Here is a 14,471-nt window from a genome sequence, read left to right as displayed (position 1 = left end):
CCGGGTGGGGGGTCCGGGGTTCTGAGCGTCGAGTTTCGGCTGACCGTCGGTGGGGGTTGTTCGCGCCCACGCGGCGGAGCCGCATATTGAGCACAGCCCCGCCCCCACAACAGGTCAGCCAAACTCCGCACCAACTCCGCACGGGAGCAGGGCCGTTCCCCGAGCCACCAATCCCCGGCCGCATGCATCATGCCGACGATCCCGTGCCCCCACACCCGCGCCAGCTGCTGCCCGCCCGGGCCGAGATCCAGCCGTTCCTCGATGACCTGCGCCAGCTCCTCGCCCATCCGCCGCAGCAACGGCGCGCTGTGCTTGCCGACATCGAACCCGGCGTCCCCCGGCTGGCCCCCCTCCGCGGGGTGCATCAGGAATCGGTACACCTGGGGCCGCAACTCGATCGCCGTGAGGTACGTGTCCAGCGTCGCCTCGACCCGCTCCCGCCGGTCGGCCGGCGCGTCGAGCGCCGCCCGCAGGGAGTCCAGCAACGCGTCCGTGTGCCGCGTGGCAAGGGCCGCGTAAAGTCCGCCCTTGTCGCCGAAGTGGCGGTACAGAATCGGCTTGGTGATGCCGGCTTCCGCAGCGATCGCGTTCATCGAGGCCTGCGGGCCGTCGCGCAGCACCACTCGGTCGGCGGCCTCCAGCAGCTCACGCCGGCGGCGGTCGGCGGACCGTTGCTGATCGGTCCGCTGCGTGGTGTCCATGGTCTCTCCCCACCCGTGCTGTTTCGATGACGCCTGCGCAAACTAACACTGAAGCGTGCCCAGGACACCGAACGGGTGCCGACCGGTCGGTAGGAGTTGACTTCCACTACCCGCCGGTAACAGACTGCTGTTACCGCAAGTAACATGCACGTGTGCCGCTGGAGGGGACGACATGGCCGAGTTCACCATGGAGCTCAACGACGAACAGAAGGAGGTCCGGGACTGGCTGCACGGCTTCGCGGCCGATGTGATCCGCCCCGCGGCCGCCGAATGGGACGAGCGTGAGGAGACTCCCTGGCCGGTCATCCAGGAAGCCGCCAAGGTCGGCATCTACTCCCTGGACTTCTACGCCCAGCAGTACTTCGACCCGACCGGCCTCGGCATACCGATGGCGATGGAGGAGCTGTTCTGGGGCGACGCGGGCATCGCCCTGTCCATCGTCGGCACCGGCCTCGCCGCCGTAGGCGTCCTCGCCAACGGCACCGAGGAGCAGATCGGCACCTGGATCCCCCAGATGTACGGCGACGCCGACGACGTCAAGGTCGCCGCCTTCTGCTCCTCCGAGCCCGACGCCGGCTCGGACGTGGCCTCCATGCGCACCCGGGCCGTGTACGACGAGGCCAAGGACGAGTGGGTGCTCAACGGCACCAAGACCTGGGCGACCAACGGCGGCATCGCCAACGTCCACGTCGTCGTCGCGGTCGTCGACGCCGAGCTCGGCTCCAAGGGGCACGCCTCCTTCATCGTCCCGCCGGGGACGCCCGGTCTGGCCCAGGGGCAGAAGTTCAAGAAGCACGGCATCCGCGCCTCGCACACCGCCGAGGTCATCCTCGACAACGTGCGCGTTCCCGGCTCCTGCCTGCTCGGCGGCAAGGAGAAGCTGGACGAGCGGCTCGCCCGGGCACGGGAGAAGGCGAAGCAGGGCGGTGAGCGCGTGAAGAACGCGGCCATGGCCACGTTCGAGGCCTCGCGCCCGGCGGTCGGCGCCATGGCGGTCGGCACCGCCCGGGCCGCCTACGAGGTCGCCCTCGACTACGCCACGACCAGGGAGCAGTTCGGACGGCCGATCATCGACAACCAGGGCGTCGCCTTCCAACTGGCGGACATGCGGACGTCCATCGACGCCGCCCGGCTGCTGGTGTGGCGCGCGTCCTGGATGGCGGTCAACGGCAAGCCGTTCACGGCGGCCGAGGGCTCGATGTCCAAGCTGTTCGCGAGCGAGACGGCCAAGAAGGTCACCGGCCAGGCGATCCAGATCCTCGGCGGCAACGGCTACACCCGGGAGTACCCCGTCGAGCGGATGCACCGTGACGCGGCCATCTACACCATCTTCGAGGGCACGAGCGAGATCCAGCGCCTGGTCATCGCCCGCACCCTCGCCGGTGTGCCGATCCGCTAACGGTGTCTGAGCGGCGTCAGCTGCTCGATGTCGTAACGCGCCCGCAGCTCCCGGATCGCCGCGTGGTCCGGCGGGCCTCCGCCGCCGAGGATCTCCAGCAGTTCCTCGAAGTACCGCTCGTGGTCCGGGGGCGGGCTCGCCTGGAAGAACATCTTCGCCGGCGTGTCCGTGGGGTTGGCGAAGGCGTGCGGGCACCCCGGGGGTACGACGATCACCGTCCCCGGAGTCGCCCGTACCACCCGGTTGCCCGAAGCGGACTCCCACCTCTGCCAGTGGTCGGGCGTGCGGATCCGCGGCTCGAAGGCGAGGACGTCCAGTTCGCCTTCGAGCACGTAGAACAACTCCTCGCTGCGCGTGTGCACATGGGCGCCCACGTCGAAGCCCGGCGGCACGACCACCTCGAACGTGGAGGCCACACGCGAGTGCGTGCCGGTCACCTTGAAGGTGACGTGCTGGGCGGGGGTCTGCATGATCCGGCCCTGGCCCGGTGGGACGAGCAGCCCCTCGCTCGCCGTCATCGCCGTCTCACCACGTCACGGGCAGGGCCACGGGCCCGCACATCCGCGTGCCCTTCCTGAACCGCACGTCCTCCGCCGGGAGGGCGAGCCGCAGGCCCGGTACGCCGTCCAGGAGCGCGTCCACCAGGAGCTCCGCCTCCATCCGGGTCGGCATCGCGTTCTCCCCGACGATTCCGTACAGCTCGCCCGGGTCGGGGTGGGGGAGTGAGCGCAGCAGTTCGTCGACGGCCCGGGGGCGGATCTCCGGTTCGGCGCGCAACCGTTCGGCGAGCTCGGGGCGGGTCAGCAGGACGTAGAACATCCGGCCGCAGGTGTCGGTGACCGCCTGGCCGTCGGTCTGGAGGAGGACCGCGAGTTCGACCGCCTCGTCCAGGGTGACCTCCTCACGGCCCACGGCGGCCCCGAGCAGCGAGGTGACGTCCTCGCCCGTGCCGCCCTCGCGCAGCCCGATGAGGTCGGAGAAGTAGGCGTCCATCTCCCTCTTGGCCTTCTCGCCGGCCTCGGCGCCGGGCGAGGACGACAGGATCTGCCGCGTCCAGGTGTGCATGCCCTGCCGGTCGGCCGCCGGGACGCCCATCAGCTCGCAGATCACCGCGACGGGGAACGGGCCGAGCACGGCCTCGCACAGGTCGGCCGGCGGGCCGTCCTGGAGCATCTCCTCGACCAGTTCCGCCAGCATGCGCCGGGACCGCTCGCGCACCCGCTCCACCCCGCTCGCCGTGAACGCGGCGGCGACACTCCGGCGCAGCCTGACGGGGTCCGCCGGGTCCGGGAAGCCCACCGCGCCCCGGGCCGGTTCGACGCGCGGGGGCAGGTCCACCGTCTCCTCGCTCATGTCACCCTCTCTCTTCCGCGCTGTTCCAGCGGCCCAGGGACATCTCGGCGGTGATGCCGGGACCGAACCCGGCGAGCAGCCCGCGCGCCTGGTCCCCGGGACCACCGTCGTCGAACAGCCGGCGCAGCGCGTCCAGGACGACGGCGCTGGCGATGTTGCCGTACTCGGTGAGCGTGGCCCGGCTGAAGCGGAAGGCGTGCGGGTCGACGCGCAGGAAGGTGCTGAGGTCGTCGAGGATGCGGGGCCCACCCGCGTGGACGATGTAGAAGTCCAGGCCGGAGGCGTCCCAGCCGTGGTCGCCCGCCAGGTCCTTCAGCGCCGGTGCGAGCGGCTCCATGGTCGACGGGACCCGCTTGTCCAGCAGGAAGTGGAAGCCGGTCGCCTTCACGTCGTACATGATCCAGTCGTCGGTCTTGGGGATCAGGTACGAGCCGTTGCGTTCCAGACGGACGCCCTCGCCGCCCCGGCCGCGGACCACGGCGGCGGCGATGCCGTCACCGAACAGCCCGTTCGACAGCAGCGAGCCGACGCCGATGTCGGTCGGCTGGTAGCACAGCGAGCAGAACTCGCAGGCCACGATCAGCACATTGGCCTCGGGGTACGCCGTGCAGAAGTCGTGGGCACGGTTGATCGCCGCGCCGCCGGCCGCGCAACCCAGCTGGGCCACCGGGAGCTGACGGGTGGTCGGGTCGAAGCCCATCTCGTTGATCAGCCACGCCGTGAGCGAGGGCATCATGAAGCCCGTGCACGACACGTAGATGATCAGGTCCACCTCGGCGGTGAGCAGCTCCGCGTCGTCCAGCGCCAGCTGCACGACCGCCGGCACCCGGGCCTTCGCCTCGGCCTCGTAGAGCTTGTTGCGGTCCTCGAACCCGGGGTGCTTCAGCGTCTCCTCGATGGGCTGCACGATGTGCCGCGTGCGCACGCCCGTGTTCTCTATCAGCCGGAGGGCCAGCGGCAGTTGAGGGTGGCCGGCGTGGCGCTCACGCGCCAGCTCCAGCGTCTCCTCCATCGTGATCACGTGCTCTGGGACGGACACCGAGGGTCTGCACAAAGTCGCCATGAACCGTGCCTTTCGCCTCCCGGAAGGCCCTTAGGCCCCGGTCAGAAGGTGGTTCACCTCAAGGGTGGTCCACCCACGATCACCCGCCCCTTCGCCGACTTCGCGCCGGACTACTCCGTATCAGGGATGGCATGCCAGGCTCGTCCCGACACTGCGACGACGGAGGACGCGATGACGCACCCGGCCCGGGCCCTGCTGGAGACGACCACCGCGGCCCTGGCCCCCGATCCGCGGGCCAATCCGCTGGTCCCCCGGATCGCCGACGGCACGGCTCCCCTCACCACCCTCGCCGCGCTCGCCCTGGAACAGACCTGGGTGATTCCCGCGGACCGCAGGGCGTTCGAGTTCCTGGCGGAGCGCGGAGAAGCGACCGACCCGCAGGCCGCGGCGTTCTTCTCGGCGCTGGCCGAGGGCGAGGCGCTGGCGGGTGCGCGACTGACGGCGTTCACCCGGGCGTGCGGCGTGGACGAGCCGGGGGAGGCGTCGTACGAGCCCCTGCCCGGCTGCCAGGCGTACCCCGCCTACGTCGCCTGGCTGGCCCTGAACGCCGCACCGGCGGACGTGGTCCTGGCGCTGACGGCCAACTTCTCGGCGTGGGGCGGCTATTGCGCGACGATCGCGACCGCGCTGCGGGAGCGGTACGGCTACACCGAGGAGGCCTGCGCCTTCTTCGACTTCTTCGCGCTGCCGTCGCCGGAACTGGACCGGATGGCGACGGCGGCGGTACAGGCGGGGCTGGACGGCGGGCGCCTGGACGAAGAGCGAGCGCACACATACGGCCGCCTGCTGCAGAACTACGAGGCGATGTTCTGGAACGCGTTGACTCCAGTGCCCTGACTACGTCGACTCCCGTGCCCCGGCTACGTCGCGGTCCCGCTGCTGTGCGCGATGCACGCCACATCGATGCGGTCGGCCAGTTTCGCCAGCTCGATGGCCAGCTCGGCCACCGTGTCCTCGTCCAGCCCCGACTCCCCGCCCTCCACGAGCCGCACCCACCGGCCCCCCACCGTCCGCAAGAGCTTGCTGACATCCGCGGCAGACACCTGCAAGGTCCCGCGGTCGTCGACGATCAGAGGCAGAGTCACTTCGCGGTTCACAGACGGGATCGTAGCCCCGCAACACTCACGCACCATGCCAAACAGTGGTGATGTTGCAGAACTCGCGGATTCCGTGCCCGGACAGCTCACGCCCGTACCCGGACCGCTTCACACCGCCGAACGGGAACGCCGGATGGGACGCGGTCATGCCGTTGAAGAACACCCCGCCGGCCTCCAGGTCCCGTACGAACCGGTCGACCTCCTCCTCGTCCCGCGTCCACACGTTCGAACTCAGTCCGAACGGAGAGTCGTTCGCGATCAGCACGGCCTCGTCCAGATCGGCCGCCCGGTACAGCGTCGCGACCGGCCCGAACGCCTCCTCCCGGTGGATCCGCATCTCCCGGGTGATGCCGGCGAGGACCGACGGCGTGTAGTACCAGCCGGGCCCGTCCGGCCGTTCGCCACCGCACAGCACCTGCGCTCCACTGCGTACCGCGTCGTCGACCAGTTCCTCCACATCGCGCAGCCCCTGCTCGCTGGCGAGCGGCCCGACCTCGGTGTCGTCGGACATCGGGTCGCCGACCTTCAGTGCCTTCATGCCGGCGGTGAACCGCTCGGCGAAGGCGTCGTAGACGTCCGTGTGCACGATGAACCGCTTCGCGGCGATGCAGGACTGCCCGTTGTTCTGCACCCGCGCGGTCACCGCGACCTCGGCGGCCCGGTCGATGTCGGCGGAGGGCATGACGACGAACGGGTCGCTGCCGCCCAGCTCCAGCACCGTCTTCTTGATCATCTCTCCGGCGGTGGAGGCGACCGCGCGGCCCGCCGGCTCGCTGCCGGTGAGCGTGGCGGCCTTGACCCGCTCGTCGCGCAGGATCTCGTCGACCGCGCCGGAGCCGATCAGCAGGGTCTGGAACGTGCCCTCGGTGAATCCCGCCCGGTGGAAGAGGTCCTCCAGGTAGAGGGCGGTCTGCGGGACGTTCGAGGCGTGCTTGAGCAGGCCCACGTTGCCCGCCATCAGCGCCGGCGCGGCGAAGCGGATCACCTGCCACAGCGGGAAGTTCCACGGCATCACCGCGAGCACCGGACCGAGCGGCCGGTAGCGGACCCGCACGCGTGAGGCGCCGGAGTCCTTCACATCGGAGTCGGCGGGTTGCTCGTCGGCGAGGAGTTCCTCTGCGTGGTCGGCGTACCAGCGCATCGCCTTGGCGCACTTCGCCGCCTCGGCCCGGGCCTGCTGGATCGGCTTGCCCATCTCGGTGGTCATCACACGGGCGATGTCCTGCCGGTCCTCTTCGAGGAGGTCGGCGGCCCGGTGCAGCAGCCGGGCACGCTCGTCGAAGGTCGTCGTCCGGTACGTGCGGAACGTGGCCTCGGCGAGCTGGAGCCGGCGCTCGATCTCCTGCTCGTCCATGGCCTCGTACGTCTTGAGCGTCTCGCCGTTCGCCGGGTTCACCGTTGCGATGGGCATGGCTGACCTCCCTCGGAGCGGGCTGTGTCTCGACCTTCCCGCGCGGCGGAGTGGACCGCAACGCGGGAGCGTCTCCTCAGGGCGAGTGCTCCGCCAGCCGGTCGAGAAACGCCGTCTGCGCCTTGACGATCACCGAGCGGGCCCGGTCGAGGCCGAACCAGGCCACCCGGTCCAGTTCCGGGAACTCCTGGAGCCGTCCGGATCTCGGTGGCCACTCCATCCGGAAGGTGCCGGGCGTGATCGTCGCCGGGTCGAGGTCCGCCCGGATCGCCCAGGCTGTGACGATCTTGCCGCCTGTCTGCCGGACCTCGCCGAGGTCGATGGCCTCGCCGTCGGGCGGGGGCAGCCCCAGTTCCTCCTGGAACTCGCGGCGGGCGGCCTCCCAGGCGGGCTCGTCCGGCTCGTACTCGCCCTTGATCACGGTCCATGCCCCCGCGTCGCGCCGGGCGAAGAACGGGCCGCCCATATGGCCGAGCAGCACCTCGAGGCCGTCGTCGCCGGGGTGGAAGAGCAGCAGGCCTGCGCTGCGCTTCACGGCCTCACCTCCGGGTGCGCGGCGAGCAGCGCCTCGACCGTGTCGGCGTCCTCGGGGCGCTTGTCCTCCCGGTAGCGGACGACACGGGCGAAGCGGAGGGTGACGCCGGCCGGGTAGCGGGTGGAGCGCTGCAGCCCGTCGTAGGCGATCTCGACGACGAGTTCGGGGCGGACTCGCACCACGTGGTCGTCGGTCTCGACGGCGAGCTGCTGGAGGCGTTCGGTCTGCCAGGTGAGCATCGCGTCCGTCATGCCCTTGAACGTCTTGCCGAGCATGGCGAGGCCGCCGTCGGCGGTGCGGGCGCCGAGGTGGAGGTTGGAGAGCTTGCCGGTGCGGCGGCCGTGGCCCCACTCGGCGGCCAGGACGACCAGGTCGAGGGTGTGGACGGGCTTGACCTTCAGCCAGGAGGCCCCGCGCCGGCCCGCGCTGTAGGAGGCGTCGAGCGCCTTGGCCACGACGCCCTCGTGGCCGCGCTTCAGGGTCTCGGCGAGGAACTCCTCCGCCGTGGGCGTGTCGTCCGGCCCGGAGACCAGCGTGCGCCGCACCCGCATCGGCTCGGGCACCAGCCGGGCCAGTTCGGCGTGCCGCTCGGCGAAGGGCAGGTCGAGCAGGTCGTGGCCGTCGACGGACAGCGCGTCGAAGAAGACGGGGGAGACCGGAACCGCGCGGGCGGCGGTCGCCACGTCCGTGCGGGAGCCGACGCGGCCGGCGGTCTCCTGGAACGAGCGGGGGCGTCCGGCCTCGTCGAAGGAGATCACCTCGCCGTCCAGGATGAACCGCTCGCCCCGCAACCGAAGCGCGGCGGCCGTCACTTCGGGCAGCCGGTCGGTGATGTCGTCGAGGGTGCGGGTGTAGAGCCGCACGGTGTCGCCGTCGCGGTGCACCTGGACGCGGATGCCGTCCAGCTTCTCCTCGACCGCGCAGGCGCCGAGCTTGTCCACCGCCTCGGCCACCGAGGAGGCGCTGTGCGCGAGCATCGGCCAGACCGGGCGGCCGACGGTGAGGCGGAACCGGTCGAGGGCGGCGGGGCCGTCAGCGAGCAGGGCCTGTGCGACCGTCTGGAGGGAGCCCGCGAGCATCACGGCCCGCCGTACGTCCGCGGGCGGCGCCCCGGTGGCCTGGGCGAGGCCCTCCACCGCCACGGCGTCCAGGGCGCCCTGCCGCACCTCACCGGTGAGCAGCCCGAGCAGGAACCGCTGCTCGTCCTCGGTGGCGGCGCCCATCAACTCCCCGACCAGCCGGGACCGTTCGGCCTGGGAGCCGGGTCCTGACACCTTGGCGAGCTCCGCCAGCCTCGCGTCCACCTCGCGCACGGTCAGGCCCGGCTCGGACGCCGGAACGACCGGGCGGCTCAGCACCTTCCAGCCGACGCCGATCCGCCCTTGCGGCAGCCGTCCCGCCAGGTACGGGATGACGATCGGGACGTCGTCGGCCTCCGCGACCCGGAAGAGCTCCGCGAGCAGGGCCGTCTTGCGGGAGCGCGCCGAGGTGGCGGCGACCTCCTGGGACACTCGGGCTAGCCGGTGCAGCAGCATGCAGTCATGGTGCACCGGAGGCGGGGCCTCTACACCTGGGCGGCCGCGTCGAGGTCGGACATCAGCAGGTCCCCGACGATCGCCGACGCCGCCCGGTATCCGCCGCTGGCCGCGTGCACGACCTGCTCGGCGAACCCGATCGCGTTGCCCGCGGCCCACACGCCCGGCACGGTCGTCAGGCCGGTCGCGTCGACCACCGGGTACGCGCCGAACGGCGTGTCGTGCAGCTCGGCTCCGAGCCCTTCCAGCAGGCCGGTCTGCGGAAGGGCCCGGGGCGCGAGGAACAGCACCGAGCGTGCGTGCTCCGTGCCGTCCGCGAGCCGGATGCCGGTGAGCCGGTCGTCCTCGACCATCAGTCCCGCGACCTCGCCGGCCACCACCTCCACCCCGGCCGCGGCGAGCCGGCGCAGATCCTCGTCGGACAGCTCCTCCTCGGCCACCGTGTGCAGGAAGAACCGCACGTCCTTCGACCACTGGGACACCATCAGCGCCTGGTGCACACTCGCCGGGCTCGACGCCAGCACCCCGAAGGGCTGGTCGCGCACCTCCCAGCCGTGACAGAACGGGCAGTGCAGCACGTCCCGGCCGAACCGCTCGGCGACCCCGGCGACGGCGGGCAGCTCGTCCTTCAGCCCGGTCGCGACGACCAGCCGCCGCGCCCGTACGGTCCGGCCGCCGGCCAGCAGGACGGTGAAGCCCTCGCCCTGCGCCGCGGTGAGGTTCTCGCCCTGTGCCTCGGTGAGGTTCTCGCCCTGAACGCCTGCGAGGTTTTCGCCCCGCGTCACCTCCACCACCCGGTCCCGCACGAGCTCCACGCCGTAGCGCGCGATCTCCTCCCGGCCGAGCGCCAGGAACTCGGCGGGCGGCATGCCGTCCCGCGTGAGGAAGCCCTGCATGTGCGCGGCGGGCGCGTTGCGCGGTTCGCCCGCGTCGACCACCAGCGTGCGGTGCCGGGCCCGCCCCAGCACCAGCGCCGCGGACAGGCCCGCCGCACCCCCGCCGATGACGACCACTGCGTACTTCTCGGTCATGTGACCACCTCCGCTGCCGAGCGTCGCCCCGGCACCGCGGGATTGACAAACAACTTTGCCGAATCTGCAATACGACCATGACGACGGACGAGGTACTCGCGGGCGTGGGCCCCCGGCTGCGGCAGATGCGCAAGGAACGGGAGGTGACCCTGGCGGCGCTCTCCGAGACCACCGGCATCTCCGTCAGCACCCTCTCGCGGCTGGAGTCCGGCCTGCGTAAACCCAGTCTGGAACTGCTGCTGCCCATCGCGCGCGCCCACCAGGTGGCGCTGGACGAACTTGTCGGCACCCTGCCCGCCGGAGATCCGCGCGTGCGGTCGAGGCCGATCGTCGGGGGCGGCCGCACCCACTGGCCCCTCACCCGCCAGCCCGGCGGCCTGCAGGCCTACAAGGTCCTCGAACCCAAGCGCAGGCAGGATCCGGATCCCCGCACGCACGAGGGCTACGAGTGGCTGTACGTGCTGTCCGGGAAGCTGCGCCTGGTGCTGGGCGAGCACGACGTGGTGCTCACGGCGGGGGAGGCGGCCGAGTTCGACACCCGGGTGCCGCACTGGTTCGGGTCGACGGGGGAGGGGCCCGTGGAGTTCCTCAGCCTGTTCGGGCCGCAGGGCGAGCGGATGCATGTGCGGGCCCGGCCGAAGGGTGCGTGACGTACGAGAACCCTCTGCGCGTGACTTTGCCCGGAGACTGTTCCCTGATCGGCAAGCGACCGCTTAGTATGCGAACCGACCCCGGTCAGACGAAGCAGTCCCCCGTGGAGGCCCCGCATGCAGGCATGGCAAGTGCACGAGAACGGCGAGCCGGGCGAGGTGATGCGGCTCGAGGACGTTCAGCCGCCCACGCCCGGTGACGGCCAGGTCCTGCTGAAGGTACGGGCGGCCAACATCAACTTCCCGGACGCCCTGCTGTGCCGCGGCCAGTACCAGATCAGGCCGCCGCTGCCGTTCACGCCGGGCGTGGAGATCTGCGGCGAGACCGAGGACGGCCGCCGGGTGATCGCCAACCCGGCGCTGCCTCACGGCGGCTTCGCCGAGTACGCCGTCGCGGATGCCGCAGCGCTGCTGCCCGCGCCGGACGCCCTCGACGACGCCGAGGCCGCGGCCCTGCACATCGGCTACCAGACCGGCTGGTTCGGTCTGCACCGCCGGGCCGGTCTTCAGGCCGGCGAGACCCTGCTCGTCCACGCTGCCGCTGGAGGGGTCGGCAGCGCGGCCGTGCAGCTCGGGAAGGCCGCCGGCGCCACCGTCATCGGTGTCGTCGGCGGCTCCGGGAAGGCGGCCGTCGCCCGTGAGCTGGGCTGCGACGTGGTGGTCGACCGGCGTTCCGAGGACGTCGTCGCCGCCGTCAAGGAGGCCACCGGCGGCCGGGGCGCCGACGTCATCTACGACCCGGTCGGCGGTGAGGCCTACACTCAGTCCACCAAGGTCGTCGCCTTCGAGGGGCGCATCGTGGTCGTCGGCTTCGCCAGCGGCACGATCCCCAGCCCGGGCCTGAACCACGCCCTGGTGAAGAACTACTCAATCCTCGGCCTGCACTGGGGCCTGTACAACACCAAGAACCCCAAGCTGGTCCAGCACTGCCACGACCAGCTCACCGAGCTGGCCGCCCGAGGCGCGATCAAGCCGCTGGTGAGTGAGCGTGTGCCGCTCGGCGGAGCGGCCGCCGCCGTGCAGAAGGTGGCGGACGGCCTGACCACCGGCCGCGTCGCGGTCGTTCTTGAGGAGGCGGCATGACCGACGCCGAGGAACTGCGCAACCGAACCCGGGAGTTGCTGGCGGCCCACCCGCCGGCCTCCACCGACCGCCTTGACTTCCTGCGGGCCCGCTTCGACGCCGGACTCGCCTGGGTCCACTACCCGGAGGGCCTCGGCGGGCTCGGCGCCCCCCGCTCCCTCCAAGCCGTGGTGGACGTCGAACTGGAGGCCGCCGGCGCACCCGACAACGACCCGCGGCGCATCGGCATCGGCCTCGGCATGGCCGCGCCGACGATCCTCCAGTACGGCACCGAGGAGCAGAAGCGGCGCTTCCTCCGGCCCCTGTGGACGGGCGAGGAGGTCTGGTGCCAGCTGTTCAGCGAGCCGGGCGCCGGGTCCGACCTCGCCGCGCTGGGCACCCGGGCCGTCCGTGAGGGCGAGGACTGGGTCGTCAACGGGCAGAAGGTCTGGACGTCCAGCGCCCACGTCGCCCGCTGGGCGATCCTCATCGCCCGCACCGACCCGGACGTGGCCAAGCACCGGGGCATCACGTACTTCGTCTGCGACATGACCGACCCGGGTGTCGAGGTGCGGCCGCTGCGGCAGATCACCGGTGAGGCCGAGTTCAACGAGGTGTTTCTCACCGACGTCCGCATCCCGGACGCGCGGCGCCTCGGCGCGGTCGGCGAGGGCTGGAAGGTCGCGCAGACCACGCTGAACAACGAGCGCGTGGCCATCGGCGGCATGCGACTGCCCCGCGAGGGCGGCATGATCGGCCCGATCTCGAAGACCTGGCGCGAGCGGCCCGAGCTGCGCACCCACGACCTGCACCAGCGGCTGCTGAAGCTCTGGGTGGAGTCCGAGGTGTCCCGCCTCACCGCGGAACGGCTGCGCCAGCAGCTCGTCGCGGGCCAGCCCGGCCCCGAGGGCGCCGGCATGAAACTGGCCTTCGCCCGCCTCAACCAGGAGATCAGCGGCCTGGAGGTGGAACTCCTCGGCGAGGAGGGCCTGCTGTACGACGACTGGACCATGCGGCGCCCCGAGCTGGTCGACTTCACTGGCCGCGACGCCGGCTACCGCTACCTGCGTTCCAAGGGCAACAGCATCGAGGGCGGGACCAGCGAGGTCCTGCTGAACATCGTCGCCGAGCGCGTCCTGGGCCTGCCCGCCGAGCCGCGCACCGACAAGGACGTCGCCTGGAAGGACCTCGCCCGATGAGCGACCTGTTGTACTCGGAAGAGGAAGAGGCGCTGCGCGCCGCGGTCCGCGACCTGCTCACCGACCACTGCGACGCACCCGGCGTCATCGCCCGCACCGAGTCGGACACCCCGCACCACCTGGCCCTGTGGAAGGCCCTCACCGAGGGCATGGGCCTCGCCGGACTGCTGGTGCCCGAGGAACTCGACGGCCAGGGCGCCACGCACCGCGAAGCCGCCGTGGTGCTGGAGGAGCTGGGCCGCGCGGTCGCGCCCGTGCCGTATCTGACGAGCGCGGTCGTCGCCACCGAGGCCCTGCTGGCCTGCGGAACCGATGACCTGCTTCGCGACCTCGCGACCGGCACGAAGATCGGCACCCTTGCGGTAGCCCTGAACGTCGCACCGGGCGCCGCCTACACGGTCGTCCGGCACGAGGACGGGCTGCTGCACGGCGATCTCACCGGCATCGCGGACGCGGCTGTCGCGGACGTCCTGCTCGTGCCGGCCGACGACGGCGGTCTGTACGCGGTCGACGCCACCGCCGCGACCGTCACGCCCCGGGCCTCCCTGGACCTGACGCGGCCGCTCGCGACCGTCACCCTCGACGGCGCGCCGGGCCGGCTGCTGGGCGACGCCGAACCCGCTGTACGCCGGGCCCTGCGCGCCGGCGCCGGGCTGCTCGCCTCCGAGCAGTACGGGCTGGCCGAGTGGGCGCTCACGGAGACCGTCCGCTACCTGAAGGAACGCAAGCAGTTCAACCGGCCCGTCGGCGGCTTCCAGTCGATCAAGCACCGGCTGGCCCAGCTGTGGCTGGAGGTCGTCAACACCCGTGCGGCCGCCCGCAACGCCGCCGACGCGCTGTCGAACGGCGAGGACGTGGACGTGGCCGTCACCGTCGCCCAGGCCTACGCCGCGCCTGTGGCCGTGCACGCCGCCGAGGAGGCCGTCCAGCTGCACGGTGGCATCGGCATGACGTGGGAGCACCCCGCGCATCTGTACCTCAAGCGCGCCAAAGCCGACTCGATCGCCTACGGCACGCCGGGCGCCCACCGCGAGGCACTGGCCGCACTGGTCGACCTCCAGGCCCCCTGAGGTCCGGCCCCTCAACTCCGGGAAAGCACCCGGGAAGCGCACGGAAGGACCCGCCCCACCCGGGGCGGGTCCTTCCGTGCGCTTCGGCCAGCGGGGTGGGCCCTTTGGTAGGCCTCGGCCACCTCGGGCGGATTCCTCGTGCGCCCCTGCGAAGTGAACGCGTGGCGGCAGTCCGGCCAACTCCGTGCGCGGGCCTGCTTCTTGAGCCTGCCGGGATCCATACTCACAGGGTTCCCGTACGGCACTTCCAGGGAGGCAGAGCATGGCCCTCACCACCCGTCGCACGGCCCTCACCACCCTCGGCGCGGCCCTCGCGGGCTCGATCGCCCTCCCCGCCGCCCCCGCATCGGCAGGCGAACGCACCC

13 protein-coding genes and 2 pseudogenes are annotated in these 14,471 nt (G+C 71.7%); 6 read left to right on the top strand and 9 right to left on the bottom strand.

Annotated elements, in window-relative coordinates:
- Positions 1-98: 98 nt before the first annotated feature.
- Positions 99-701, bottom strand: a pseudogene (locus tag K4G64_RS33130) (TetR family transcriptional regulator); the annotation flags it as partial.
- Positions 702-873: 172 nt separating this feature from the next.
- On the opposite strand from K4G64_RS33130, the gene K4G64_RS33125 reads away from it, so the two are divergent.
- Complete coding sequence (locus K4G64_RS33125; protein ID WP_221759622.1) at positions 874-2,100, top strand: acyl-CoA dehydrogenase family protein; 1,227 nt, start codon at positions 874-876, stop codon at positions 2,098-2,100.
- Here the strand turns inward: K4G64_RS33125 and K4G64_RS33120 are convergent.
- The 3 genes and pseudogenes from K4G64_RS33120 to K4G64_RS33110 all read right to left on the bottom strand — a co-directional run bounded on the left by K4G64_RS33120 (position 2,097) and on the right by K4G64_RS33110 (position 4,516).
- Positions 2,097-2,618 (bottom strand): cupin domain-containing protein, encoded by a 522-nt coding sequence (locus K4G64_RS33120; RefSeq protein ID WP_221759621.1) that lies wholly within the window; start codon positions 2,616-2,618, stop codon positions 2,097-2,099. The two genes, K4G64_RS33125 and K4G64_RS33120, sit on opposite strands and share 4 nt — an antisense overlap.
- A 7-nt stretch (positions 2,619-2,625) precedes the next feature.
- Positions 2,626-3,465: pseudogene (locus K4G64_RS33115) on the bottom strand (cytochrome P450); the annotation flags it as partial.
- Positions 3,455-4,516 (bottom strand): type III polyketide synthase, encoded by a 1,062-nt coding sequence (locus K4G64_RS33110; protein ID WP_221759620.1) that lies wholly within the window; start codon positions 4,514-4,516, stop codon positions 3,455-3,457. The pseudogene K4G64_RS33115 and the gene K4G64_RS33110, both read right to left, overlap by 11 nt.
- A 171-nt stretch (positions 4,517-4,687) precedes the next feature.
- Between K4G64_RS33110 and K4G64_RS33105 the strand changes: the two genes are divergently transcribed.
- Positions 4,688-5,353 carry a transcriptional regulator gene (locus K4G64_RS33105; RefSeq protein ID WP_221759619.1) on the top strand — a complete coding sequence of 222 codons (666 nt, stop codon included), beginning with the start codon at positions 4,688-4,690 and terminating at the stop codon, positions 5,351-5,353.
- Between the two features lie 23 nt (positions 5,354-5,376).
- Here K4G64_RS33105 and K4G64_RS33100 read toward each other — a convergent pair whose 3' ends face one another.
- The 5 genes from K4G64_RS33100 to K4G64_RS33080 all read right to left on the bottom strand — a co-directional run bounded on the left by K4G64_RS33100 (position 5,377) and on the right by K4G64_RS33080 (position 10,125).
- Positions 5,377-5,613: a DUF6213 family protein gene (locus K4G64_RS33100; protein ID WP_030835344.1), complete on the bottom strand. Its 237-nt coding sequence runs from the start codon at positions 5,611-5,613 to the stop codon at positions 5,377-5,379.
- Positions 5,614-5,638: 25 nt separating this feature from the next.
- The gene (locus K4G64_RS33095; protein ID WP_221759618.1) at positions 5,639-7,024 is read right to left on the bottom strand and encodes an NADP-dependent succinic semialdehyde dehydrogenase; all 1,386 of its coding nucleotides are present in this window, start codon (positions 7,022-7,024) and stop codon (positions 5,639-5,641) included.
- Positions 7,025-7,100: 76 nt separating this feature from the next.
- On the bottom strand, positions 7,101-7,559 hold the full coding sequence (locus tag K4G64_RS33090; RefSeq protein ID WP_221759617.1) for an NUDIX domain-containing protein: 459 nt from the start codon (positions 7,557-7,559) through the stop codon (positions 7,101-7,103).
- Positions 7,556-9,094, bottom strand: coding sequence for an ATP-dependent DNA ligase (locus K4G64_RS33085; RefSeq protein ID WP_221759616.1), 1,539 nt, complete (start codon positions 9,092-9,094; stop codon positions 7,556-7,558). The genes K4G64_RS33090 and K4G64_RS33085 overlap by 4 nt, the downstream gene beginning before the upstream one ends.
- Before the next feature lie 29 nt (positions 9,095-9,123).
- Positions 9,124-10,125 (bottom strand): NAD(P)/FAD-dependent oxidoreductase, encoded by a 1,002-nt coding sequence (locus K4G64_RS33080; RefSeq protein WP_221759615.1) that lies wholly within the window; start codon positions 10,123-10,125, stop codon positions 9,124-9,126.
- A 77-nt stretch (positions 10,126-10,202) separates the two neighbouring features.
- Here K4G64_RS33080 and K4G64_RS33075 point away from each other — a divergent pair, with 77 nt between their 5' ends.
- From K4G64_RS33075 to K4G64_RS33060, 4 genes are all read left to right on the top strand, one after another.
- Entirely contained in the window at positions 10,203-10,775 is a 573-nt protein-coding gene (locus tag K4G64_RS33075) for a helix-turn-helix domain-containing protein (RefSeq protein WP_221759614.1), read from the top strand.
- A 117-nt stretch (positions 10,776-10,892) separates the two neighbouring features.
- Positions 10,893-11,858, top strand: a complete 966-nt coding sequence (locus K4G64_RS33070) for an NADPH:quinone oxidoreductase family protein (protein WP_221759613.1) — start codon at positions 10,893-10,895, stop codon at positions 11,856-11,858.
- On the top strand, positions 11,855-13,036 hold the full coding sequence (locus tag K4G64_RS33065) for an acyl-CoA dehydrogenase family protein (protein WP_221759612.1): 1,182 nt from the start codon (positions 11,855-11,857) through the stop codon (positions 13,034-13,036). Before K4G64_RS33070 ends, K4G64_RS33065 begins: the two co-directional genes overlap by 4 nt.
- The gene (locus K4G64_RS33060) at positions 13,033-14,106 is read left to right on the top strand and encodes an acyl-CoA dehydrogenase family protein (protein ID WP_221759611.1); all 1,074 of its coding nucleotides are present in this window, start codon (positions 13,033-13,035) and stop codon (positions 14,104-14,106) included. The genes K4G64_RS33065 and K4G64_RS33060 overlap by 4 nt, the downstream gene beginning before the upstream one ends.
- Positions 14,107-14,471: the final 365 nt, after the last annotated feature.

This window comes from Streptomyces sp. WAC04114 (assembly GCF_019733245.1).
Taxonomy (GTDB): Bacteria; Actinomycetota; Actinomycetes; order Streptomycetales; family Streptomycetaceae; genus Streptomyces; species Streptomyces massasporeus_A.
The sequence above is the reverse complement of the archived record's forward strand: the minus strand, read 5'-3'. Positions and strand labels throughout refer to the sequence as shown.